Genomic DNA, 26,035 nt, shown 5'->3' with positions numbered 1-26,035 from the left:
ATCTTATGCTTCATTTTATGTCCGGAAGGCTTGTATATTCCCGCTTTGTCCGACTCCTTGGGACAAACTTTTCGTTTTGTTACGGCTTCCTTGGGCATAAAAATTACCCTTTAAATATTCCTTGACAGGAATATTCTCAATGGGGTATATTTTAAACAAGATTACGGTACCGGCAACCGAAACAAGACACCGGAGTAACGCGTACCGAAACGAATATTTAGGAGGAATTTTGATGTCGAACCCAATGACGATCAAGGTGGAAGGTCAGGAACTTATTCTGGAGCGTGTGTTCAATGCGCCGCGCGAGCTTGTATTTAAAGCGTTCTCACAGGCCGAGCATCTCAAGCACTGGTGGGGACCGCGCGGCTGGACGCTCACGGTTTGCAACGTTGATTTTCGTCCAGGCGGCATCTGGCATTACTGTATGAAATGTATCGATCAGAATCAGGGCGATTTTTACGGATTCGAATCCTGGGGCAAAGCCGTCTATCAGGAAATCGTCGAAGCGGAGAAAATCGTCTACAAGGATTACTTCTCGGATGCCGAAGGCAACGAAGCGGAAGGCATGCCCTCGTCTCTCATTACGATGACTTTCACAGAATTCGAAGGCAAAACGAAGCTTGTCAACCGGGCCCAATACCCTTCTGCCGAAGCGCTCAAAACCGTTATCGACATGGGGATGGAGCAAGGGATCACCGAAACCTGGGATCGTCTCGCCGAGCATTTGCAATCCATGCAATAACACAAATTTTGTTATCAGCAAAGCCGTTCGGCCCAGAGCCGGCGGCTTTATTTATTTAAGTTAAGCATTAAATTCGCTTCGTTTTAGTTCATTAACTAAAGCTCCAATTGTAGATTTATTAAAAATCGAATGTTTTTTATGAAAATATTTAAAAAATAAAACCTATGATTATAATTATATTTATAAATTTAATGATGAGGTGGTTATTTTGGACACAATCGATCTTGCGATACTTGATGCTCTAAAAGAAAATAGCAGGATGACCGCTTCCGAAATAAGCAAAAGAGTAAATCTGTCGATTCCGGCCGTATCGGAACGAATTCGAAAAATGGAGGAAGCGGAAATCATTGAAGCCTACACCATAAAAATGAATCGGATGAAGACGAACTGCCGACTATTGTCCTTTATTTTTGTCAATATTGATCAAACCGAACATATCGAGGAGTTCAGAAAGTGTATTGTTCAATGCAAGTCTGTCCTGGAATGCCACCATGTTGCCGGTGAATATGATTATTTGTTAAAAGTCCTTGTGGAAGATACCCAGGCGTTAGAACATTTTATTTCCAATACGTTAAAGAACATCAAGGGCGTGCTTAAAAGCAATACCATCATCACTCTTTCTTCCTTGAAAGAAAATATAAATATTTGAAGAGGTGCTAGATATTTTTGCAAAAGGGTTCAAATTGGGAATGATGCTACAATTGGCCATAGGCCCCATTTGTATTTTTATATTTCAAATCGCTTCCTTACGAGGATTTTTCGCGGCTGAGACCGGCGTACTCGGTGTTACTTTGATTGACGGGCTCTTTATTGTCGCCGCCATTCTCGGCATCGCAACTGTGATGGAGAAACAAAATATGAGATGGGGCTTGAAACTGTTCGGGGCCGCCGTCTTAGTCATGTTTGGGTTAAACCTGATGCTTAGCTTGCTTGACATTCGTCTCCTGCCCGGCTTAAGTATTGCAGACTTTGGGGACACAACCAATGCATTTGTCTACGCACTCCTTCTGACGGTATCGAATCCTCTGACTGTCATTTTTTGGGCAGGCGTATTGTCAACCAAGGTAGCCGAAGAAAATATGGCGCGGAAAGATATTTATGTATTCGGTTTCGGCGCATGGTTTGCAGCTGTATTCTTTTTAACTCTGGTCGCAGGCATGGGCAGTTTGACCCGCGAATTCATTTCGCCTTTCGTACTTCAAGTTTTGAATCTATTCGTAGGAGCAGCCTTTATTTATTTTGCCCTAAAAATGGTTTTGCAAAAGAAGGATTGAGTTTCAAATTCATTGTCCATTCGTTATCCATACTCCATCCGTTAAGTTTTTTTGTCGAATGATGAAGGAAAATTGCACTTGATATTGAAATTGTTTCTAAAGAAGGTTCCGACATCATGAAATTCCCATAACTTATGAACCTGACAGAAACTAATCGGAAGATGGAATGGGAGTAATGACGAGTATGGACAATGCGACAAACAACCCGGGGGCGGGAACGGCAGCCAACAAATCAAATAAGAAGCTGATCATTATCATGAGCTCGCTTCTCGTTGTATTGGCAGCGACCGGTGGAATTGCCTACAAGCTTACGAATAACATGAAATACGATTCGTTGGTCAGGCAGTACAATCAGGATTTTGAGTCGATTCAGGCGGCGGGCTCCGCATTCAAAAAACAGATCGAAACGCCTCCTGTCGACAAAAAAACGCTTAAGGAAATCGTCGGTTTTTATGAAAGCTCCAAATCAACGATCAATTTTGAAGCCCAAGTCAAGGAATTGAATAGCAATCCCAAGTACGCTTCGCTTACGGCGGAAAAGAAAGATTACTCCAGTCTTAACTTGGAAACTGCAATCGCGGAATACAAAGACCGGTTGAAGGATATCGAAAAGCTTCAGAGTGTCATCCAGCGAAGCGATAACATCGATTCGGAAATCAGACAGTTAAAGAAGCCCAACGACAATATGTATGCCATTTATGGCACCGTTGACTCTCTCATCGAAAAAAACAACAAGCTTAAGGACGAAGTGCTGAGCGTAGTTTTATCGCCGAAATTAAAAGATATTCAATCCAAGTTCGTCGATGCTCTGACCTACCGCGGCAAATATTTGACCGAAATGCAAGCTGCGCATGAGGCTGCAGAGAGTTATAAATACAACGAAAGCAGTTACGAAAGCAATATCGCCGACATCAAGAAAAACAAGCAGCTGGCGCAAAATAATACGTATTCCTACGGATTTATTACTGCTGCCTACAAAGCGGCCGATAACGCGGAGTCCAATCGAAAATATTTAGAAAAAAAGGGGGCCGAGCAAAGAAGTCATGCAACCGAAGCCGCCAACATGCTGGCTAAATATTTGGAATTGACGGGTGCCGAGTCGGCCGATTTGACGAAAAGCGAGATCAATCCCAAGCCGCTTCCTGAGAGTCCGGCAAAGCCATCCGGCGATGAGGAAAAGGCCAAGATGATGGTCGAGATTTTCCTGACGAAAAACATGTGGGCCCTTGCCTCAGACAACATCCATGTCGTGACGCCGTATTTGAGTTCAAAAAAATACCAAGAACAGGCCAATTACATGCAATACCTGAAAAGCAAAGGGATCAAGGAATCCATGACCCTTGCCGAAGCCAAGTCGGTAGAAAAATCGGGCGATTCCGCCTTCATCGTTACGACATCGGAAAAGTATAACATCTCCTATGGCGATGGCAGCCGCAAAACCAAGAGCTTCACTTCCAAATATAAAGTCGTGAAAACCGACTATGACGATTATGACTTCGTGATTGACGAATTGCTCGAAGCGAAAGAAACGGAAAGCATAGACAGCTGAGATTGTTTGACAATCATACCAGCCTCCGGATTTTGATTCCGGAGGTTTTTTGACGATGCAGCGTGAGGAAATTTCAATTATTTACCTTTGCATAAAGAACATGTGTTCGGTATATAATATCCACATACGAACATATATTCGCAGGTGATGAAATGCAACGAACTGTTCTTATGGCGGATTTAATTAGACTATAATTAGAAGTAGTTATTAACGTATATAACGTTAGTAATTACTTCTTTTTTATTTCATCATATTTTTATTAATTATATTAAATCATTATAGTTTTTATAGTATATAATGATAGAAACTATTTGAGGGTGGTGAGTGTAGCCCAAGCGAAGGCGCGGGAGTTGATTTTATATTCTATGTTAGGAGAAGGAAAAATTATGAAGGTACATGAAGTATCTGTTCCCGGTTTTAATGGAGAAAGTAAAACTAGATATATGCTATTAGATTCTGACGGATCTCCGGTTATTCCAGTAATCAAGTATCTCAAATATCTCGATGATATCGGTAGAGCACCTAATACCCTCAAAGCATATTGTTATCATTTGAAACTATATTTTGAGTATTTAAATGAAACCAACCAATCATATACAAACGTAAATCTTCGATTACTTGCTCAATTTATTGGATGGTTAAGAAATCCTTATAAGACGGACAAAGTCTCACCTATTATACCTGTTGTGTCTAAGAGATCTGAGAGTACAGTGAATGCTATTATCACCTGTGTTGTGGGCTTCTATGATTTTTTAATGAGAACAGATGAAATTAACCAAGATATTTTGAAAGATGTCACCAAAGACTCATCAAGAAGGGGTGTGACTTTTAAACCATTCCTCTATCACATAACAAAAGGTAAAAAGATTGCTAAAAATATTTTAAAAGTAAAGCCACCTAGACGAACAGTAAAGATATTGACCCAGGCACAAATACAAAACATACATAATATCTGTAGTAATATTCGGGATAAACTATTAATTCACGTATTATACGAGGGTGGATTACGAATTGGTGAAGCGCTTGCTCTATGGATCGAGGATTTCAATATAAGTAGAAACAGCATAAAAGTAAGAGATTCAAAATCAAAAGCTGGTGAAGGAAGAATCGTTTATGTTACGGAAAATACAATGAATTTATTTCAAGAGTATATCTTTGATATCCACGCTGCTGATTTCGATACAAATTTTGTTTTTATCAATCTAACTGGACCTAATAAGGGTGAACCTTTGAAGGATTGGGCAGTACGTTCCTTTGTAAAAAGAATTAAAAAGAAATCTGATATAGATTTTACCCCCCATATGCTGAGACATACCTTCGCCACTGAATTACATAAAAACGGAGTCGACGTAGCGATTTTGCGAGAATTACTTGGTCATGCTCATGTTCAAACCACGATTGGACTGTATATTCATCCATCGGATGAGACAATTAGACAGGAGTATCAAGCAGCTCAAGAAAAAAAACAAGGAAAAAAACAATCATGAGAAGTCCAACTCATAATTTAAAACCGTCAAGTAAACATCTGCAAATAATTAATGCGGCGATAACTAGTTATTATGAAAATGACATTTGGGCGGTACTTGATTTTCCTTTATTAAATGAAAAAGAAAAGGAAAAATGGATCGAGACCCCTCGGGTTATAAATTTTGGTTACATTCAAAATTACGCAATAAAAAATGAAATTAAATATTATTTTTACTATAAATTATTAAATGGTGATTTGACAGTCACTACGGTTTGGAGAAATTATTGCAGTGTGCTGAAATGTCTTGGGAATTTCTTGAAAAGTCATTTCCCTGCGATGGAATCCATTACGGAATTACCGTTAGAGGAATTTCTTACTCGTTTTCGGACATATCTGTTGGTAATTGGAAAGCCAGTAACAAAAAAAAGATATCTTAACCCTTCGAACTCAAGGTGGCAATCTTATGGTACGTCAGAAAATGCACGGCTAACAGCCTTTCGATCCATCTATTCTTTTTTTGCTGAAATGTATGACGAGGTTCCGGAGTTTGAGAAAGATCGATGGGATATACGTAAGTTGAATATTGACTTCAATATTACCTCTGGATTACATTACCTAGATTTCACTTCAATTCCGGTTACATTTAGAGAATTGTGTAAAAAATATATCTATGAACGTGTATTTCTTAAAGAAGCTGTGAAGCCGATAACGGCTGTTCATTATCTAATACATCTTCGTTTGTTTTTTGGATTCATTAAACAAAAACATTCTGATTGGACAGATCTAATGAATCTTTCAAGATCCGATATTATCGAATTTATCAAATATATTCGCATTATGCCTATGGGTGGGAATAGCGCAAAAGCCGGTCAAAAACCATCTGAGTATTATGTTTATAGAACATTAATAAATTTAGAGGTATTCCTACAGTACATTCAGTTTTTCGAATATGAAGAAGCGCCGCTTAAAAATGCGGAACTTTTAATTTTGCCAGAGGATAGGTCAAAGCAAAAAAAGAGAAAGGCAGATGATTTAAAATATATTCCCGATTATGTATGGGAACAAGTTGTTGAAAATATTAACTTTCTTCCTTCGGATATGGTGCCGGTATTTTTACTTATGGAAGCAACTGGTTTTCGTATTTGTGATGTTTTGCAAATAAAGTTGGACTGTTTATTAGAACAAGACGATGGGTTCTGGATTAAAGGGCTTCAAAGAAAAGTGAAGAAAATCGACCATAAGGTCCCAGTATCAAAGGAAATTGCAGATATAGTTAAGGCTCAAATTCAATTTATCCGAAATTCTTTATCCCCTTTGGAGAACCCAAATAATTATCTTTTCCCAGTCTTAAGAGGCAAAAAAAAAGGCATTCCGCCACTAAATTCTACTGTTATTCGACGATTAAATGACATGGCGTTCAAATGTAACATCAAAGATAGTAATGGCGAACTTTTTTGGTTTACAAACCATGCCTTCCGTCATCGTTACGGGGTAACATTGGTTAACAATGGAATGAATATTGTTCATATTCAAAAACTAATGGCTCATGCGTGCCCTGAAATCACTTTACTCTATGCAGAACTACTTGATCAAACACTCCGTAAAGAGTGGGAAATGGCCTGGACCAATAAAGGTTTGAGATTTAATCCTAATGGAGTAATGCAACCAACAGAGAAAGAACAGCATGCTAACGATATTGGACTGGAATTACGATGGATTCGGCATAACATGGACTCAATACGATTAGAACATGGTTTTTGTATTAAACTCCCAAATCAACATTGCGATTTTCTCGAGACAACCTTAGATCCTCCATGCATTAAGAACAAGTGTAGAAGTTTTCATGTAGACACTACGTTTTTAGCTTATTATCAGGAACAAATCAATAAGATGGAAGACGATATTAATATTTATAAAGAAACGGGGCGACTTCGTTCGATTGAAATTATAACCCCTAAGTTAGAGAGATATAAACAAATCGTTCAAGAAATTCAAATGAACAATGGTGTTATGGGAATGCCTAAAGAAAAAAGGGAAAACCTTCAACGTGAAATGTAAATGGAGGAAACTACGTGAAAAGTATAGATAGTTCGGTTCGCGAAGTTAATTTAAAAAATTCGTCTCAGGACGAGCAAATTGACCAAGCATTGGTAGGATACTATGAACTGGATATATGGAAACTCTCTGAATATCCAGAAAATAATACTGTGACGTCTAGTTCTCGTGAGATAAATTTTCAAATTTTTAAAAATAAGAACTTAAAGAGAGAACTCAAATATTTCTTTTATACTCGTTTGACTAAGAAAGAAATAACGTCTATTACGGCATGGAATTACTACTCACCTGCTTTAAGGGATTTGGGTAAATTTATAGAAAATTATCACCAAGACATTCCATCTATCTTGGATGTGCCACATGAGATATTCTTGCTTCAATTCAGATCGTATGTTTCCTCTTTACGACTAAGAGAAGCAGGTTCATCATACATGGCAAGAATTAATCTTTACGTCAAAATATATGCATTTATTAGTGATCTACACGACAACCGTCCTGAAATAGAAAAAGATAGGTGGGATGTTCGGAGGCTAGGGATTGATTTTAACAAAACCGATGCTAGATATCATTTGGATTTTCAAAAGATCAGTTCCCCTTTTAGAAAATTAATAAAAACATATTTTTATCAACGAGTTGTTGTTCAGCAGTCGCTTGCATGGAGCACCGCCCTTATTTCAATTAATGCACTACAATTATTTTTTAGCTATATTGTTCGAGATTTCCCAAACTGGGCTAACTTAAATGACTTGAATAGATCTCACATCATAGGGTTTATCAAGTTTATTCGGGAAACGCCTATGGGTTTGGGAAGTAATATCGGGAGAAATGTTGGCAAGCCGACGTCTGAAAATTATATCAACAGATACCTTAATTTGTTGGAGGTGTTTATTCAATATATTCAACGGCATGAGTTTGAAGAAGCCCCTAGAATACACATAAAAAAGTTAATTCTTCCAGTGGATAAACCGAAAAAAATAAGCACTCGGCCTGAAGATATTAAATATATTCCAGATCATATTTGGAATCAGGTAATTGATAATATCCACCATCTACCGGATGAAATCATTCCAATTATTCTTTTGATGGAGGCGACCGGATTTCGTGGCTGTGATGTCTTATTATTAAAACTAGATTGCTTGTTAGATCAAGAAGATGGATATTGGATTTCTGGTGCACAAAGGAAAGTTGGAGTGGACAATCACAAAGTCCCAATATCCGAAGAGATTGCAAATGTAGTACGGGCTCAAAAGGAATATATCAACGAAACCCTTCAAGAAAATGAGAATCCAGAGGAATATTTATTTCCCATTTTATCAGGCAAGAAAAAAGGGCAACCTCTCCTTAGAACCACGGTCTCGTACCATATAAATAAAATGGCAAAAAAATTAAATATTATGGGTCAATCAGGGAATATTTATAAATTTAATAATCATGCTTTTCGTCATCGTTATGGAGTTACTTTAATTAATAATGGAATGAGTCTACTTCATGTACAAAAATTAATGGCACATTTGAGCCCTGAAATGACACTTAAATATGCGAAGATTCATGATCATACAATTAGAAAAGAATGGGAACGAGTTAAAAATCAAGGCGCAGTTAGGCTCGATACTAATGGTAATGTTATCGAAGCAGATATTGTCCGGCAAGCAGAAGAAAATGAGCTTGAGTTAGAGTGGATTAGGCATAATCTTGATTCTATTCGCATGGATCATGGGTTTTGCATAAAAAGTCCTAAAATAAATTGTAGCTTCCTAAGTGATAGTATTGAGCCGCCGTGTATTAAAAACAAATGCCCGAGCTTTCATGTAGATCAAACGTTTCTCCCCTATTATCAACAACATATTGAGAAAATTGAAACAGATATTAAAGTATTCACTAAGACAGGCCGAACCCGTTCAATCGAAATTATTCAGCCCAGGCTTCGGGCATACAAAAAGATTGCCGCGGCACTTACCAGATCGGAGGTCATTTTGGGAACTCCTAAATCAAATCGAGAATACACAGAAAAAGAACGGAAACAGGTGGAGTTATAATGGCAAATAATAATCCAAATTACTCGGGGCTTCTCGTCCATGCAAAAGCCAAAACAGAGATGTCCATTAAAAAAGTAGAAGAAGCTCTCCGTACGATGATCAAAAAACAAATGAAAATAAACTTCAATACAGTTTCAGAAGAAGCGAAGATCTCAAAAGGGTTTATCTATAAAAATAAGGATTTGCGAGAAAGAATAGAGACATTACGGAAACAACAAATGGGTTTATCTTCCCCCAAGCAAGTAAAACGAAATATGAGTGATGCCTCGAAGGATGTTATCATTGCATCTCTTAGAAAAAGAGTCAGCGACCTTGAAAAGGAAAATAAGCAGCTTAAAGAACAAATGAAGGTACATTTTGGGAAGTTGTATGATGAAATTTAAAAATTGAATAGTATCAACGGCATTATTGAAATTAAAATACTGATTATTTCAGTGAAATTCGGAAACAAGCCGGGCATTGTATTATATGCAAACTTGCTCGGCTTTTTATGCAATGACTTACATACCCCCCATGGTAACCCGGAGACTTTTTTGTTCAATTGTTCAAAAAAGCCAGTTTATCTATTTTGTATCAAACACTCTAATTACATCTAGAACTAATCTTTTAATTACCTCTATTTCTGTAATCGTGCGATTGCTTAAGGATATTGAAATAGAATCAAGAATTTTATCTTTTTCGAGCTGATCTTTAGTTGATTTATAATACGATTTAAATAATTCTGATGGATCGATGTCTAAGGCTGCGGCAATCCGCTCAATTGTATCTAGAGATACGTTTTTTTCCCCCCGTTCTATACCACCTATATACGATTGAGGAATTTCTGCCATTTCCCCCATTTTTTCCTGTGTGAGTCCTCTGTTTTTTCTGAATATACGGATCTTAGCACCAACATGTTCAGCTAATTTCACCACATTGACCACCTCTACATAAGAGTAGGTAAGTCAAAGTATTAATTGAATACACTCATACTATATATATCCATTTGATTTTATATGTTATAAGAACTATATTAAAAATATTGGAACTATGAAAATACAAGGAGCGCACTTCTATGGATTTACTCCCTAGTCAAGTAGTAATTGAAAATGTCTTACAATGCAAAATACGAGGCAAAGTTGCTTACCAGAGTCATTTCCCTGCGACTATAGGACTTAATCTAATCTTCGTAAAACCCTATGACTTACCCTCGGGTAAAGGGTATCAGAGGCCAGTCGATTCTAAACGATGTAATGATTTTGCCAATTATTTATCACAAGGAGAAGACGCTCTATTTACACCAATACTGCTTAATGCAGCTTCGAATTGGGAGTTTATTTGTTATGATCGAGAACGCCCTGCTTATGGCCGTCTGCTTTGTAAGGGTAAAGCTTCACTGATGGATGGACAGCACAGAATGGGAGGAATTAAACAATATATCCTAGATACTAATTCTGAGATCAACGTACCCTTTCTGGCTTTCCATTGTCTTGATGAAGATGAGGAAGTGAAACTATTTGATACCATTAACACGAAAGCAAAAGGGATCGGTTCATCGCTGAGTAAATTCCTTCGCCGTGACTCTGACGAAATCAGTTGGGTTGCCACGGAAATGATGGTCCGGAAAGAGAGCCCGTTTTACCACATTGGGAGTATTATTGGTAAACGCAGCAAGGGACGTCATATTACGCTTCAAAACGTGTATAGAGCCCTTCATATGCTTACTGCAGATAGCAAACTCTCCCGATTGTCAAAAGAAGAAAAATTGTTACTTGCCATGTCATACTATAATTCTATAAAAGAGAAATTTCCCACTGAGTGGACTAACTACAAGGAATATCGGTTAACTCATATTGTTTGCCTCGATGCTCTTTCAATTACAGGAAGTTATGTATTGAGCAAGTGTCTCCCAGAGGGAAAGAAACAGATAGATCATGCTGCTATTATTAAATATGTGGATAAGCTGTCTGTTGACTGGTCATCTAATGGGCCACTTAAATATATCAAAGGCTTAAGTGGATCAAGATCTCTTGCTTTAGACTTAAAAGAACAGCTACTTCCAACCTAGGAAGTAGCTGTTCTTTTGTAAGTTTATTTTTAAAAGGTTATCACTATCGTAAAATGTGATCACTAAAGATGTAGTCTGTAACTGCTGGGATTGATTATGTTGAGTACCATAAAAATCCCTTTCACCAGTTAGGAATTTGCGTTTCTATCCAAATGTTTACACTTGGCTCAACTACGCTGGTACGCGCTATTATCTGCCACCACTCAGCCGAAATCGCAGCCCTATGTGTGTGCTGTTATGCGGATCGTCAGTGCATGCTGCTCGTACGAGCGCTCTAGCCTTGGTGAAGTCTACCTGATTTAGCTTTAGCTACGACAACAATTTTATCCCATAACACGAAAAGACCGCGATTCATGCAGTCTTTAGTGAGATAATATTATTGTAACCTAATATGAACCTTACCTCTTTCAGTTAAATGCTCGCAGCTATTAAATTAACTGCTGTATTTCTGAAGCGCCTGAAGCTTTTCCTGTTGAAGCTGATTAATCCGGTCTTGGAATGTAAGTACCTGCTGAATCAAACGTACCAGCAGACTGAACTGATTATCATGTTGTGCGAACCGGAAATTATCACGAATCACCTTCATAATCAGATTAAGAACTTGGGAGGAGGGCATCACGAGATCCGCTAATCTGAACGTATGTGAGATAGACTGTTCCCCCAGAGGCCAAGGCAAAGGTACACTAAAGGAAACGGGAACCTCTAGATCTAATCCGATCCTTTTCATCCTAAGTGCCTTGCTGAGTTGGGTTTCGATTTGTTCGAAAATCTGATTGGTAAACAGCCTATCAAATGTGTCAAAAGATAAATCGGACACGCCCCGGAAGGTATCTACGATTTTACGGGGATCAAGCTTAAGGGCATTGACTGGCAGCAGGATGATAGGTAAAATATCTCGTTCAACGGCAGATCTCACGGCCCCGTCCAAGGCTTTGAAGAAGGCAGCCTTCACTTGACCAGCCCCAATGAGATCGAATATGTTGAAGCTTAGGACTTCTGCAGAGTTCTTAGCCAGCTCGAGGAAGGGGCCCACTAATTGGTCGAGTATTTTTTTAGTCACAATGTTTTTAATGATCTCAACGAAGGTATCAAGTATTTTGTTAAGCTCGCCTAATAGTTGTTCAATCTTTTCTAGCAGCTCGTCGATTAGGGCTTGGAACAAGGCAGGAATGAGCTTCACCGCGAAATTGATCATATTACCGGACAAATGCTGAAGTAGCAATTTCGCGATCCCCTCAATCTCATCGAGTTGCGGCATATATTTGACATCATTTTTTAACCGGTTCGCATATTCCACCGCATTACCTTCAATAGGAGATACTAAGTTGGCTGCTCTTTCAAATAGCTGGTTCTGTACATTAGCCGGTAATGGTGCTAACTGGTCTGCAATAATCTTGACGGCTTCCTCCAGCGGCTTCCTGACAATGTCTTGAACGCCTAAGGGCTTAAGAACACTGGTTACGTTTCGTGCTGCATCCCGCAATATATTCTCAATCCGAGTGTTTACCACCGAAGTCAGGGTACCCATGACATAGACAACACTGCGGCCAAGCATCGTCAAGAGTGCGCCGGAAAGCATCTCCTGCATCGTTTTCCGATCATAGTTTTGAAACCCTTTGGCCACCTCCGGTAACAAAATATCCGATACAATCTGAATGCCCGGAACGAGCCCCCGCTGAAACAACACTACAATTTCCGGCTCGTCGAACAGTACGTTAGAGATTGCCTCTGACCTACCGCTAATTTCTCGATCCACGTAGTCATCAAAGGGTCTGCTCATGGTACTTAGCACTGTCCTGAAGCCTCCTGTCGAGGTCAGCTCCGCCTGTGTGCTAAACAGCCTTTGGATACCCTGCTGTGCATCGCTCCCGATGGTAGGCCCCACAATTTTGCCAATATCAGATATGTTCTCCGCCCCTTGTAGAGCAGATGCTACAGGCTTATCAAGCAGGAAACGCAACAGATCTTTCTGGGTGAGACTGGCGTCCTTATCACGGTTTAAGCTAGTATTAATCCAGTGCCTGACCTCTAGCGAGAATTGTGTAGGTAACGCACCAGAAAACTCGGGAAAGCTGATACCTCCAGTATCCTGTGACGTTGAAGTGATAAAATAAGCCGCTGCCCATAAGGCAGAAACGGCTGCGAGCATATCTTGCTTCTTTGCTTCCTCCTGTATGGAACTAGCGAGATGCGTTACCGATGTGAACATCTCAGACGAATACGATGGGAATTGCAGTGGTTGAATATCCTGAAGTGAGCGGAGGACAGGAGCGGTCTGGTCCGAAGGGAGACCCGAACGATTCAGCAGACTGACTACCTGATTGCGGAAAAATAAACCCATCTGCAGGAAAACCACTCGTTGTAATTGTCTCCATACAATAGTGACGACTTTTCGGGCAATTTCATCTGTATTGATGCTTATTTCGCTGCTTAGTTGATCACTGATTTCGTAAGAAACCAAGATCCCAATCCTGAGCATAGCCCCTAGCATGATAGCCTGGTCTCGTTGGGAAGCTATTGCCTTCCCGATGATTCCGTCGATCAGCTTGTTGCTAAAAAGCTCTACGAGTCGCCTTGGATGAGGCATAGCCACATGTATATAGCTGCGGTATCCTCCCCCCACGATGAATCCCATTCCTACTTCATATAGGAACTGAAATGCCGGCTCTGGGAAGTTTTCATTCTTGTGAAGAGAACCGACTGTAACGAAGTTGGCATACGCCATGAAACCTACAGCATACTGCCCGAATAAGGCACCCTCCAACTGGGTTTCGTTCAGAAGTATTTCAAGCAACTGACCAGACAGACCTCTACCCTGCGGCTTTGCTTTGAGCATCTCAGCCAGTTGCCCCATGGTTATGTTCATGCTTAGTCCGACAGCGACAGCCGCCTCCAGTACAGCCCTCAATCGAACGGCCAACCCTGCTTCGTCAAACAAATCAAGCGGTGTTTGAATCTGTGCCTGCACCACTGCGGAAGCCTTCGCATCAACCAGTATTTTGAGCTGAGCCCACTTATTAATTAAATTATTTATCTGTGCAAGCAACTCTATCCCTAGCTCGTAGTTCCTGCCCCTCCGCTCTTCACTCCGCGCTGTGAGGATTTGTTGCCCCTTGATATTCCCCCAGTTTTGAGTGGTTGTATCCGATATAAAGATAGGGCGATTGGGATCAAACGCCAAAACAAACACCCCCTCCATAAAAACATTTTGTTTAAACTTATGAAGGTATATTTTGTACTATTACCATTAATAAGCTTCATAAATGCCAGGGTTGCATTCTACACATGCTGGTCACATCAACATCCGCAAAGCTTACAACGCTAAAAAGCAAGGAGCCGGTCAGTCGATATTCAATCCCTCGGGTTGCCAAACAACAAAATTTGAGTAATAAAAAGAAGAACTGCGGTGACAGCAACTTAACCCTTCGGTAGTCACTCCTTACCGAGTCCTATCGATGTGAAGTTGATAAGAAATAATTCCCAATAAAAACTCCCTTGCATAACAAATGTATGTTCGTAGTATAATATCAAATGAGAATACATGTTCGTAAAAATGGTGGTGTAGATATGAGCATTGGTCCGCAGATGGAAACAGAAGAGGATATTCAAATCATCAAAGATTATACATTGCTGCCTGTATTGCTCGATATGCTGGCAAGAGATATCGATGAACTACAAATATACAAGGATAGGATTGTCTACAATCACGTTATCTTTTATTTGAAGGAAATCGAAAAAACAATTTATTCCGAATTACTGAGCCTTAAAAACAGGATGAGGAAAGAGAATATAAAAATTTTAGTCACGGAAATGAATGCGTCGGGTATCGAGGTTGAATACAAAGTTCGTGGCTATATCCATCATTTCAAGATGTTAAGGAGCTTGGTAAAAGCAGAGCTAATGACCCTGCTTATGAACTTGCGGAGGCGAACAGGGTGAACAAAAACAGCGTAAACACCATTGTATTGGCGGATTGTCTCAGTTTCTACGCTAGCGTAGAGAAAGCAGATCATCCGGAATATAAGAACAAACCCGTTGCTGTGGCAGGTGACCCCTCACGTCGTTCTGGTATTATTCTAGCTGCCTGTCCTATTGCAAAAAGCTTCGGAGTAACTACAGCAGAACGATTAGGTGAGGCCTTGGCAAAGTGTCCTGAGCTCGTTGTAATGCGCCCACGTATGCAGCATTATATTGATGTATCCCTCATGATTACACAAATTTATAAAGAATACACTAACCTTGTTGAGATATTTTCCATAGATGAACAATTTCTTGACATTTCCGGTAGCCTGTCTATCTTTGGAGATCCTATAACCATCGCTCAATCCATTCAACAAAAAGTACTCAAACAAACAGGGGTCTGGGTAAGGCTTGGCATTAGTTCGAATAAGATACTTTCAAAAATCGCCACTGACGTGTGGGCTAAAAAGAATGAAACCGGAATTTTTACATTAAATAAAGCTGATATTGAGACGTTGCTCTGGCCTCAACCGGTACAAAAAATGTTCGGAGTCGGATCACGGATGACGGCTCATTTTGCGAGACTAGGGATGTTTACAATAGGTGATATTGCAAGGACCCCATTACCACGACTTAAGGAAAAATTCCGAGCCCGTTTCGGTAAACAAAGTGATATCCATGCCGAAGTCATGTGGCGAACTGCAAATGGCTTGGATGACTCACCTGTAACACCTAGTACATTCAATACGCCACCTAAATCAGTCGGCCATATGATGACTTTGCCCAGAGACTATATTGAAAATAGTGAGGTGGAGACAATTTTATTGGAGCTTACGGAGGAGGTTTGCCGAGACTGCCGACATAAAGGGTATATGGGTTGGGTTGTATCTGTTAGCTGTATGTGTAGCCCCTACGAAGCCCCGACAGGGTTTTCTAGGCAAATGAAGATGTCAGATCCAACCAACAGCACCAATGCTGTCTTCAAAGCCGTCAAGACACTTTTTTATCGTTTCTGGGATAAAATGCCGGTTCGTCGCATAGGGGTAACACTTAGCAACCTTGTAGAGGATCAAGGGTATCAATTAACACTCTTTGAGGATCAGGTGAAATCTCGGGCTCTGGATAAGGTTACGGACCATATAAAGGACCGCTACGGCAGCGCCGCCATTATAAGGGCCTCATCACTTACAGCATCGGGGCAGGCGCTTGAGCGGTCACAGAAAATCGGGGGGCATTATAAATGAGCAAGAAACTCGAAGGCAATGGATTGTGGGAATCTAGCCGTATGATGCTTCCACAACATAAAGAACAATCGCTACCTATTCAGAGCAATCTTGCTTCCTTACCATCGAAACTTCCTACGAATAAGGAAGTCGAGTCGATGAGGGATTACATTATTCTTTCAGTTGCGCTCCAGATTGTGGAGAAGAAAAGTCGGGAAATGGAAGCATCCTCGCAAATGCTTAAATTGCTGTACACCGCAACTGCAAAGGTTTTAGTTAAAATCATGAGAGAGGATATGCAAAAATTAAAAAAAGTCCTTTTCCAACAAAATATTCGTGTATTCGAAGAATCAAAAGACGACACTTCGCTTTACTATCGCTTCGTTTGCCGCGGTCACGAAGAGAGGTTTACGATGACCAAAGATTTTATACGGGCCGAAATTAGCGTTAAGATTGGCAACTACGCAAAAAAATTCGTTTCTATCCTTCATGAGGCAGCTAGGAACAAGTAGGAAGACAAATAGCCCAAAGAGTACTTTTTTCCCTTTGGGCTATTTGGTTACCGATACTTTCGGATTTATAAATATTATACCATTTAACTCCATAAATGTATAGTAAACTAAGTCTGAATTGAAATAGAGACTGGTCTCCCCCTAAGGGCAAGCTCAAATAATCTTCTGACCTTTTCCTTCAAATAGTTGCCCTCCATCCTGTCTCTTGACAAGGTGCAGGGCAATCTTCCTTTCATGGAATAATCAGTAATTCCAATCCGCCAATTGGGAGTGTTGCGGCATCCACGACATCTCCAAACTTATTGATAGCCGTGAGTTGTAGTTCTACCGACTGGACTGACTCATCACGGCGCAGCCCCAATTTATCAATGGCGTCAGAAATGTCGACCCGCTGGCTAGTCTTGAATGCATTGTGATGGTTGTGGTTCATTCCATGCAGACCTTCAGTCCCAAGAATGCCAAACGATCCACCGAAGACATACGTTGCCCCATCGGAAGATGGTTTCCTCCGCACAAATATGTCTACCATGAAGGACTCCCCGTCTCGAGCCACATCTCGTACTTCTACTATAATCCGTGGCTTGCCCACGCGAATAGCATTCTCAGGAACGATGTCCTCGGGTTCAAGACGTCGCTCTAGCATGCACTGGAGCGTGTCAAGCCCCTCGTAGGTATAATCAAGGCGGGGCGAAGAGAGTTTAATTGTATCGGCAACTGTCCAATCTGGAAAGCCAGGTAATTCCTGTGACATTAACTCGGGCTGCGGGTTTTGTTCGGGGTTACACTTCTGCCATATTGCCCATTGCCGATCAACTGTGGCATGGTGCGACCAAAAAATGGGGTCGTAAGCCGCGCGAGGAACGGAGGTCATGTCTCCACCCGGGCCGCCGACCCATACGTGAATACTGCCATGGGGCCCCTCAATCCCATTGTTAAACTCAATGTAGTCGTTTTGTTCCATCGAGAGTTCCAACGATAAGGCGAAGCTCCTCAAGCGATTTGGATTATGTGGGGGAATTCGGCGAGTTTGACGACTACGATCCTCAATTGGACCTGAAGCGAGCGGATTCGGATGGTTGCCTCCATCGTCATTGAAGAAGATATCTGAATGTGCGGTAGCCATGCCTTCGGCGAAAGATTCGCTAGACGTCCAATCCCAAAAAGGTAATGCAACTGTCGAATCGATCGCCTGGAGTGATTGTTCAAAGACACGGATGTAAGCCCGATGCCATGGAAGGAACAGTGGACTTCCATGCGGGCAGTAACCTCGTGGGATACCATGATACCCCGCTAGGTAAATATAACTTCCTGGCCCATTCCGGCGTTGTAGTTCCAACATCGCCCGGCGCAGAGCAAGCAATTCTTCTGCGGTCATTGAACGTATCTCTTTTCGCTTGTGCATATTGTCGATCTCCATTCTGCCTGTGTGTTCAATTAAAACCTAACAAAAGTAATATTTGTCGAAATCGGCCGTTTTATGTCATCGAGGTATCGTTTTAGTTTTGGATTTTTTGGGTGAGAGGTGTATGCGAGCAGGCTTTTGGGGCCGGAGCTTCTACCTCGCTCGATTGGGTAGGCTTCGCTGACTCTATACAGAAGTGTATTGGATCAATGTGAGGGAGCGTGTCGTTATTTCAGCGTACAATGTGATATTCGGGGATTTAATTGCAGAGAAAAGAAAGAGTACATCAAAAGAAACATATCACTGCGTTGTAGGTGTATAAGACAAAAATTTTTGAGTAAATTATTCCTGTAAATTAATTTTGAATTAAACAATTTTCCTTAGTCTCATTGAAACAAAAGGAGGGGTATGGAAGTGTATTCAACCACGCTAAATGAGCAGTATCAATTAGCAGAAGTTGCCTCGTGTATTACCAACCTTTTAGCTCTGGATAAGGTGTGGACAAACCACCTTGAAACATCTAATGAGCTTCACGAGTCAGATGTACTAGTGCTTCAAGAGTTAACAAACAATATGAATCAGCTGTTGACTGAAAGCAAACACCAGTTTCAACAACTGAAAGAGCTCGTAAAACGTCACCCTGAACTGTTCGAACAGATACACGAAAAATTGATTAGTGACAATGGGATGACTAAGGAGCAGAAAGAAAACTGGAAATTCTTTGTTCAACGAAACGGTGGCATTGTGACGTATATTACTGAGGCTATGGATACAATTGTTCAACAAATCCCACGTGAGCAAGAACTTATGCAGTCCAAAATACAGACCAAAATTAAGAATGGTGGATTTGTATCTGGAGATTTTAGCTTTGGATGTGGTCTTTATGCCGGTCTCGCGCTAGTTGCTGCTGCGACTGGGAACGTAATACTTGCTGCGGGAGCAGCCACTGCCGCAGTTGGCGCTTGTGCCCATGACGTTTAACTTATTTAGGTTTGCTTTTGATCAAACCCTTTATTAAAAATAAAAAAGGATTAAATCAATCTTGTTAAAAAATAATGCATTATTTTCCATATCAAATTCAAATTGAAAAAGGAGATTCCAATATGTATTCAGTCACGTTAATGGAACAGTACCAAGCAACAGTAGCTGGCTCTTGCTTTTTCCAATTTCTCACCTTGGATTCAGTCAGATCTCGCCATTTAAAGGAAGTCAAGGAGGTCTCGGACTCAGAAATGCATGTGCTTCATAATTTAACAAATAAGATGAGCCAGTTGTTAAGTGAGACTGAGCATCATGCTCAATGGCTGAAAGAGTTTGTAAACCGGAACCCTGAAATTATTGAACAGATCCACCAAAGATTGATTAATGATAATGAGATTATGTCTGAGGAGCAGAAACAAAATTGGAAATCCCTTATAGAGCGTAACGGCGGTATCGTAACGTATGTTGCTGAGACTATGGATATGATTATACGTCTTATTCCAAAAAAACAAGAACAATTAAGGTCCCAAAACGAAACCAATAATAGAAGTGTACTCGCATTGAGCGGAGACTGCGGTTTTGCTGTTGGAGTGACCATAGGCCTCGCCGCCGGGGGCGCTTGGCCTCTTGCTGTTATAGGAGCAGCGGCTGCGGCAATAATGTGTTCACTTGATTAATAGTTAATTTGTTTTTTGTGAACGTCAAATCCTTAAATGATATGCTCCCATACGGTAGACAGGTTAAATAATTAAACCTGCTGCTGTATGAGAGCATATCACCATCGTTGGGCTAGAGTCCTCTACATTCTTTTACCAATTCTTAATTAAAGCACAATGCGCAAGTAGCATATAATTAATTAATTTGGACTAAGCAATAAGAAATCACCTTTATTTTCAAAATAGGGACAATTTTTAGTCAAAAATTTCTAAGCTCTACGTCCCTGTCCTGCCTAGCTGCGTCGGATTCATAACTTTTAGCTATCGATCGAAGTATATCTGCTGTCCTTGGATATTCCAGTTCAATTGATTCAGCGTTTTTACAGTAGCTTCTCGCTAAAGAACGCTCTTGTTCACCACCGTCATAAGGGTTTCTGACTGTTACTCCTCTTGCATTTCTATGCCCTACAATAAATGCAACCTCTAGTACTTTACTTTGTACATTCTCAATAATGAATCTAACAGATTCATGCGGCCATATTCCGTCTCCTCCAACAGAACAATTTGATAAATATGCACCAATTCTATCGTCTCCTATATCTTCACGGTCTACTTTTGCAAGCTCATTTCTTACAGTTCTTACCCATTCATATAATTTACTTTGATCAATTTCTTTTCCGTTTTGTCCTGGTAAATTAGAAGTTTTAGAAAGTAATTCTCTTGAAATCTCAGCTCGTTGAATTAGTAATTCCTCGCTCAGTTCTTCAACCTGATCTTCCCCATGTTTTCTTTTAAATGCCCACGTTACTAATTGGACGAAAAATGCTGGCTCTTCTGCGATGCTCTTCATTAGAAATTTAGGAGTGAAGTCATCAAACTTAAAGATTTTTAAATATATCCATTCCAATTGTCTAATCTCTGCTTCGGGTAAATCACTTGAATCTTGTATGTATTCAAGCGTACTAATAATATCATATCGAACATATTGTAGTGGTACATCAGCTATATCACTTGGATTAGTGGCGATCCTAAATAGGATAGATGCTATCAATCCACTACTTAGATTACTTGTATCTATACCACTATGAAATACTTGAGCAACCACATCCACCGCGGCTAGTGGCCTGTTATGTTCAAGGAATTTGGACGCCACGTGAGATAATGTTTCGATATCTTTTTCACTTATATTGTAATGATTCAAGTTAGACCAAAACTCTTTAATACCTTGGGCCGGTAATTCTGCAACTAATTTTATCGTCTCAGCTTTTAAAGGCATGCATAACAAAAATTTCGCTTTCTTAATAGCAAACTCAGCATTAATACTTGTCAATAACTGTTTTGCATATTCGAAGTCTTCGCTAGCTAGGGTTGAAATTAAACCTTTAGCAAACCATTCACGATTGTCATCGTTCCCCAACCAGCTTAATGCTGTGATTGTTGCTTCTTGTGCGAATACTGATTTGTACGCTATTTTTCCAATAAGGCTTGGTAATTTAGAACTTGCTATTAATTCAAGCAAGCCACCTTGTCCGAGTTGTGTCAGTATCTGTTCAAATGCGATTACTCTTTTGGTTTCCACGTATTTTTCACGTTCATCGTGGTCTATCTCTTTTCTATTCATCGGATCTATAAGTTTGGGCCAAGTATCATTAAACAAAAATAAGTTGGTTTTTATTATATCGTCAAAGTTAATATGATCTAATACTTTCTCCAATCTTGAAAGTAATGTTTCTGGCCAAGCCCATCCTGCTTCTGGGAATTCGCGATGATGAGATATCACTTCTCGCAGTTCATCTATTATCTTCATTCGTTTTTCAAAGCTAGTGTACTGTAGATTCGAGTTCAACATTAGGTCGATTACTTTACTCGTCTGTTCATCATTATAAGAATCAAAATTATGAATCAAGTCTATAACTTTTTCCTCGATATTAATTTTTGATTCGGCTAAAAGCAGATCAACAATTGCGCTCACGTAACTTATATGCTCACTCCGTGTAGTATCCTTACTAACGTTATTGGACCAATCACGGTATTCCGGCTCACAAATACCAGACGAAACGGTTGTATTATTTAAGAGCAGCTTTATCATTAATCGCCATGCAACGCTAGGATGATTGGATATAATTACTTTTGACAACACTTGAAGTCGTTCCTCATGAGTCACCGAGGTATTGTTAATCCATCCCTGATAGATTTCTACAAGTGAGTTAAAGGGGCGGTTACTCATTTTTCCGCCTGGGTCAATTTCAGATAATCTCGATAAACACATGCTTACTTTACCAAAATACTGTTTCTTCCAAGATAATAATTCTAAAGCCCACAGAAGGCCAGAATGGTTACATCTCCCGAAAATCCCATCTTTTTCTGTATTGAATAGACCGAGTATTGCCGAATCAGTTCCTTTGCTGCCGTCTTCCACTGCTTCTAAAAAGGCATCCGGGGCAGCCTCAGCCAAGACTCTTGCTATGCTATTAATTGAATACCAAAAGGCGGTGCTATTATTTTGTTCAAACAAATTCCTAACCCAATAGTTTACTAATAGTGATGGTCTATCACCATCAATTTCATCGACATATTCGTCTCCATACACCGAAATAATTACCATGCTATCAGCTAGACCTTGCTTTAGTTGTCTTGAATATAATGGTATAATGCCTATAATATTAGCCATAGGACGCTCTTCACTCGATAATTTTACAGATGGGTCTATTTCTGATATTACTTGATTAATGGCATATTCAAATCGATCCAAATACTGTTTTACAAGCAATGGTGCTATAGCTAGCCACAGATCAATTTTTGAAATTACTTGCCAGATAGATCCTACTTTCCTAATTGGTGGATCTTCTAAGGTTGATAATTCTATAATTTCCTTTTCAAAATCTCGATAAGGTAACTTGGATAAAGAAGCAAGGATTTCTTGATCGTTTTCATTTACTTCATTCCATTCAGTTGCAAAAAACATGGCGAATAGCACATCAGGTGAAGTTCTATATTGCCAACTTGGTTCGATAAAATCGATAGGATTCATATATTTATGCCGAAGAATTGGTTCAAAATACCCTTTTGTGTCTTGATATATTTCTGCTGCTTTATCGTCTGTAAACCCTAGTTTTTTTATTGCTTGTTGTCTAATGGATCTTGTTTGCCTTGATAGTAGGATAGAGGATTTTTTTGTATCCTTATTATCAACTGGTATTAATACATGGTGTCCGTTGTTTATTGCTGCACCTATACCATTTGGGATAAACCCGTTGGGAATCAATATTAACTTCTGATTATTATCTGTTATAGTATCCCAAGCAGTTTGATTATTAACAACAAGGCAACGAGCTTCGTAAGAAACGTTAGATTGTATTACAGCTAGCATAAAGGCGTATGATTCGATTTTTGATCTTGACTTAACTCTTATAACGTTAGGTGAATCTTCTAATACCTTTTCGAGAGCTAGCTTTTCATCCTCTCGCTCGTGGAGGAAAAAATCTAGAGTTAAATTAACAGCTGTTGAATGAGATATTTTATCCCACGCTTGATTCACGTCCCAAAGATTAGCAGACCTTTTGCCGATAATTTCAGCAAACCATCTACTTACGGCTGGGCATTGCTCTAACCAATTTTCTAAACTTTCGGCATTTATCGCCTTAACATCTTTCCAAAACCCGTCAGTCTTTTTGGATTCTACCCATTCATTTCTTTTGGTCCATAGGCGAGACGTCACGAAAACAAATGTTGAGTCTGTTGGTGTAAAAGGAGAGGGACTACTTTTACGTTTTTCATAATCACTATCCGCTTTGCCTTTTACTCCACTGTCAGTCCCAAATTCCCAACCCGATTCACCTGCTGGAATAAATTCATTGCCTACTTCAACTTCTAATATTCCGTCCCAACCTCCTATTGCAACTGAATCGCCGGAAGGGAAGTCAATGTGTTTTGGTTTACAAGATGCTAGGACTAGTTTCTTTACAAGAAGCGGCAGTATTTCCTCTGATCGTCGTTTTTGAGTTTCAGTCCAATTTCTTATATCATTTGCAGTTACTCTCCAACCGATCATGCATTTCACTCCCGATTCTTTTTAGTAACAAAATATCTTCTATGAAAAAAACACAGGCTGGCCTTTATCAATTATACCTTGGTAATAAAATCTTATTGTAAATAAGTGGATTGGTCAATTATGTTGACATTAAGAAATACTGATTCGATATATACATATAAACGACGATATAATTCGCAAAAATATTAAAATTTTTATATTTTAGTCTTGATAAATTGATGGGCAAAGTTTTTACGCGAGTATCGAAAAAGCAGCGCACCCGGAATATCGGGATAAACCCGTTGCGGTCGGGGACCCGGCACGCCGTAGTGGAATTATTTTAGCTGCCTGTCCGGCTGCAAAATCACGCGGTGTGACTACAGCCCAAAGAGTCGGTGAAGCGCTGGCCAAATGCCCGGAATTGGTCGTCATACGGCCACGAATGCAAACGTATATTTCCGTATCCCTGCTCATTACAGAAATTTTCGAATCCATTACAGATCAAGTTGAACCGTTCTCCATCGACGAACAGTTTCTCGATGTGACAGGATCGTTGGCCTTGTTCGGTTCTGCTGAAGAGATTGCCCGTTTGATACAAACCCGAGTAAAGCTTTCAACCGGAGTATGGTCCCGTGTCGGTATCGGCCCCAACAAAATCCTTGCCAAAATGGCAACGGATAATTTCGCAAAAAAAAGGCCCACGGGTATATTTAAACTTACCCATGACAATATCGAAAAAGACCTTTGGTCCCTGCCTGTCCATCAAATGTTTATGGTAGCCGGGCGCATGACTTCCCATTTTGCTCGAATGGGCTTACATACCATCGGCGATATAGCGCGTCTCGATCTCGGTGAATTCAAAAAACGGATGCGCTGCCGGATGGGCCGGCAAAGTGACATTCAGGCGGAATATTACTGGCAAACGGCGAATGGCATCGATCCGAGTCCCGTTGTCACCGGAATGCGAAGTCAAATTAAAGTGATCAACCACGGTAGGGCATTAAAATGGCAAACCTATCGAACGATCGAAGACATTGAACCGCTTATGCTCGAACTTATCGTGGAGGTTTGCCGTCGTGCCAGGCGATACGGATATATGGGCAGAGTCGTTGCAGTAGGAGCTGCAGAAACCGACGGGCATCGGTCTTCAAGTTTCGGGAGGCAAAGAACATTGCCGCGTCCTACCCATTTGGAACATGAAATTGGCCCGGTTATACGCTCACTCTTTTTGGAGCACTGGAAGGGCTTGCCTCTTACTCATTTGCATATTACGCTCACGGACCTTTCGAGAGATGATGTTTATCAACTTGACTTATTTGAGAATCGAGAACGATTGATTCACCGTGAAAAAACAGTCGATGCGCTGAAAGAGAGGTTTGGACCAACGGCTATTATCCGTGCATCGTCCTTGTTAAAAACGGCTCAGGCATTTGAAAGAGCGGCTCAAATAGGGGGTCATTGGGCATGAGTAAACTAGACGGGAATGGCCGCTGGCAGTCGAAAATGACGCTCACGGAACACACGGAGCAATACGAGGCGCGTAATGAAGCCAAAACTTCTCGACCGACACCCGAGGAATACACCATGGCTCGGGATTACATTCTGCTGCCGCATATGCTAACCATAATTGACCGGAATGTCGAGGAAATAAGAGCCTCAACAAATATCTTAAAGCGGTTATCTTTGACCGCTGCGCAAACCGTTATGAATCAAATCCATAAAGACATGCACACGTTACGTCGGGAATTAAGTAAACGAAACATTAAAGTAATTAACGACGAGCAGATCGACCTCGTTATTTATTACAAAATCATATGCCGAGGTTACGAAGAACGATTCGGTATCGTTCGTGATGTAGTTCGATCGGAGATCAGTGTGCGTTTAACCAGGTATCTGCAAGACGTTGCGAAATACCTTGGGCAATACGGTAAATAATGTGCGTGACCGGAACTTCTTATCTATCAAGAAATTCCGGTCATCAGCAGGGAACTCATCATCTCCTCTAGTCCAGTTTCACTATGAGCGTATCCCCGGATCGTGCTATAATCGGAAAAAGAAAAGCGTCCCGCCTCGGCAGAGACGGAACGCTGAAAATGGAAG

At 40.4% G+C, this 26,035-nt stretch carries 20 protein-coding genes; 16 read left to right on the top strand and 4 right to left on the bottom strand.

Features of this window, described 5'->3' with window-relative positions; translation table 11 throughout:
* Positions 1-232: 232 nt before the first annotated feature.
* The 8 genes from KQX66_RS28105 to KQX66_RS28070 all read left to right on the top strand — a co-directional run bounded on the left by KQX66_RS28105 (position 233) and on the right by KQX66_RS28070 (position 9,507).
* Positions 233-742: an SRPBCC domain-containing protein gene (locus KQX66_RS28105; RefSeq protein WP_216796174.1), complete on the top strand. Its 510-nt coding sequence runs from the start codon at positions 233-235 to the stop codon at positions 740-742.
* Between the two features lie 208 nt (positions 743-950).
* Positions 951-1,391, top strand: coding sequence for an Lrp/AsnC family transcriptional regulator (locus KQX66_RS28100; protein ID WP_216796173.1), 441 nt, complete (start codon positions 951-953; stop codon positions 1,389-1,391).
* A gap of 40 nt (positions 1,392-1,431) precedes the next feature.
* A complete protein-coding gene (locus tag KQX66_RS28095) occupies positions 1,432-2,016 on the top strand; it encodes a LysE family translocator (RefSeq protein ID WP_216796172.1) in 585 nt (194 codons plus the stop codon).
* A 184-nt stretch (positions 2,017-2,200) separates the two neighbouring features.
* Complete coding sequence (locus tag KQX66_RS28090; protein ID WP_216796171.1) at positions 2,201-3,565, top strand: TcaA NTF2-like domain-containing protein; 1,365 nt, start codon at positions 2,201-2,203, stop codon at positions 3,563-3,565.
* A 386-nt stretch (positions 3,566-3,951) separates the two neighbouring features.
* Positions 3,952-5,052 (top strand): phage lytic cycle repressor MrpR family protein, encoded by a 1,101-nt coding sequence (locus KQX66_RS28085; RefSeq protein WP_216796170.1) that lies wholly within the window; start codon positions 3,952-3,954, stop codon positions 5,050-5,052.
* A complete protein-coding gene (locus KQX66_RS28080; protein ID WP_216796169.1) occupies positions 5,049-7,091 on the top strand; it encodes a tyrosine-type recombinase/integrase in 2,043 nt (680 codons plus the stop codon). The genes KQX66_RS28085 and KQX66_RS28080 overlap by 4 nt, the downstream gene beginning before the upstream one ends.
* Before the next feature lie 14 nt (positions 7,092-7,105).
* Positions 7,106-9,124 carry a tyrosine-type recombinase/integrase gene (locus KQX66_RS37555; protein WP_308647291.1) on the top strand — a complete coding sequence of 673 codons (2,019 nt, stop codon included), beginning with the start codon at positions 7,106-7,108 and terminating at the stop codon, positions 9,122-9,124.
* Positions 9,124-9,507, top strand: a complete 384-nt coding sequence (locus tag KQX66_RS28070; RefSeq protein ID WP_216796168.1) for a DUF6262 family protein — start codon at positions 9,124-9,126, stop codon at positions 9,505-9,507. Before KQX66_RS37555 ends, KQX66_RS28070 begins: the two co-directional genes overlap by 1 nt.
* Positions 9,508-9,687: 180 nt before the next feature.
* Here KQX66_RS28070 and KQX66_RS28065 read toward each other — a convergent pair whose 3' ends face one another.
* Positions 9,688-10,035, bottom strand: coding sequence for a helix-turn-helix domain-containing protein (locus KQX66_RS28065; RefSeq protein ID WP_216796167.1), 348 nt, complete (start codon positions 10,033-10,035; stop codon positions 9,688-9,690).
* A gap of 143 nt (positions 10,036-10,178) precedes the next feature.
* Here KQX66_RS28065 and KQX66_RS28060 point away from each other — a divergent pair, with 143 nt between their 5' ends.
* Positions 10,179-11,171 carry a DGQHR domain-containing protein gene (locus KQX66_RS28060; protein WP_216796166.1) on the top strand — a complete coding sequence of 331 codons (993 nt, stop codon included), beginning with the start codon at positions 10,179-10,181 and terminating at the stop codon, positions 11,169-11,171.
* Positions 11,172-11,604: 433 nt separating this feature from the next.
* Here KQX66_RS28060 and KQX66_RS28055 read toward each other — a convergent pair whose 3' ends face one another.
* The gene (locus KQX66_RS28055; protein ID WP_216796165.1) at positions 11,605-14,352 is read right to left on the bottom strand and encodes a hypothetical protein; all 2,748 of its coding nucleotides are present in this window, start codon (positions 14,350-14,352) and stop codon (positions 11,605-11,607) included.
* A gap of 386 nt (positions 14,353-14,738) precedes the next feature.
* Between KQX66_RS28055 and KQX66_RS28050 the strand changes: the two genes are divergently transcribed.
* The 3 genes from KQX66_RS28050 to KQX66_RS28040 are packed head-to-tail and all read left to right on the top strand — an operon-like array spanning position 14,739 to position 16,866.
* Positions 14,739-15,110, top strand: a complete 372-nt coding sequence (locus KQX66_RS28050) for a YhjD family protein (protein ID WP_216796164.1) — start codon at positions 14,739-14,741, stop codon at positions 15,108-15,110.
* A complete protein-coding gene (locus tag KQX66_RS28045) occupies positions 15,107-16,375 on the top strand; it encodes a DNA polymerase IV (protein ID WP_216796163.1) in 1,269 nt (422 codons plus the stop codon). Before KQX66_RS28050 ends, KQX66_RS28045 begins: the two co-directional genes overlap by 4 nt.
* A complete protein-coding gene (locus KQX66_RS28040) occupies positions 16,372-16,866 on the top strand; it encodes a YhjD family protein (RefSeq protein WP_216796162.1) in 495 nt (164 codons plus the stop codon). Before KQX66_RS28045 ends, KQX66_RS28040 begins: the two co-directional genes overlap by 4 nt.
* Before the next feature lie 232 nt (positions 16,867-17,098).
* Here the strand turns inward: KQX66_RS28040 and KQX66_RS28035 are convergent, their stop codons facing one another.
* Positions 17,099-18,268, bottom strand: a complete 1,170-nt coding sequence (locus KQX66_RS28035) for a tyrosinase family protein (RefSeq protein ID WP_216796161.1) — start codon at positions 18,266-18,268, stop codon at positions 17,099-17,101.
* Between the two features lie 414 nt (positions 18,269-18,682).
* Here KQX66_RS28035 and KQX66_RS28030 point away from each other — a divergent pair, with 414 nt between their 5' ends.
* Positions 18,683-19,249, top strand: a complete 567-nt coding sequence (locus tag KQX66_RS28030) for a hypothetical protein (RefSeq protein ID WP_216796160.1) — start codon at positions 18,683-18,685, stop codon at positions 19,247-19,249.
* Between the two features lie 122 nt (positions 19,250-19,371).
* The gene (locus KQX66_RS28025) at positions 19,372-19,926 is read left to right on the top strand and encodes a hypothetical protein (RefSeq protein WP_216796159.1); all 555 of its coding nucleotides are present in this window, start codon (positions 19,372-19,374) and stop codon (positions 19,924-19,926) included.
* A 238-nt stretch (positions 19,927-20,164) separates the two neighbouring features.
* Here the strand turns inward: KQX66_RS28025 and KQX66_RS28020 are convergent, their stop codons facing one another.
* Positions 20,165-23,956 carry a hypothetical protein gene (locus tag KQX66_RS28020; protein WP_216796158.1) on the bottom strand — a complete coding sequence of 1,264 codons (3,792 nt, stop codon included), beginning with the start codon at positions 23,954-23,956 and terminating at the stop codon, positions 20,165-20,167.
* A gap of 214 nt (positions 23,957-24,170) precedes the next feature.
* Between KQX66_RS28020 and KQX66_RS28015 the strand changes: the two genes are divergently transcribed.
* Positions 24,171-25,403 (top strand): DNA polymerase IV, encoded by a 1,233-nt coding sequence (locus KQX66_RS28015; protein ID WP_216796217.1) that lies wholly within the window; start codon positions 24,171-24,173, stop codon positions 25,401-25,403.
* On the top strand, positions 25,400-25,870 hold the full coding sequence (locus KQX66_RS28010; RefSeq protein WP_216796157.1) for a YhjD family protein: 471 nt from the start codon (positions 25,400-25,402) through the stop codon (positions 25,868-25,870). The genes KQX66_RS28015 and KQX66_RS28010 overlap by 4 nt, the downstream gene beginning before the upstream one ends.
* Positions 25,871-26,035: the final 165 nt, after the last annotated feature.

Origin of the sequence: Paenibacillus oleatilyticus, assembly GCF_018998565.1 — a bacterium.
Taxonomy (GTDB): Bacteria; Bacillota; Bacilli; order Paenibacillales; family NBRC-103111; genus Paenibacillus_G; species Paenibacillus_G oleatilyticus.
Note: the sequence above shows the minus strand (reverse complement) of the source record. Positions and strands in the feature narration are given on the sequence as shown.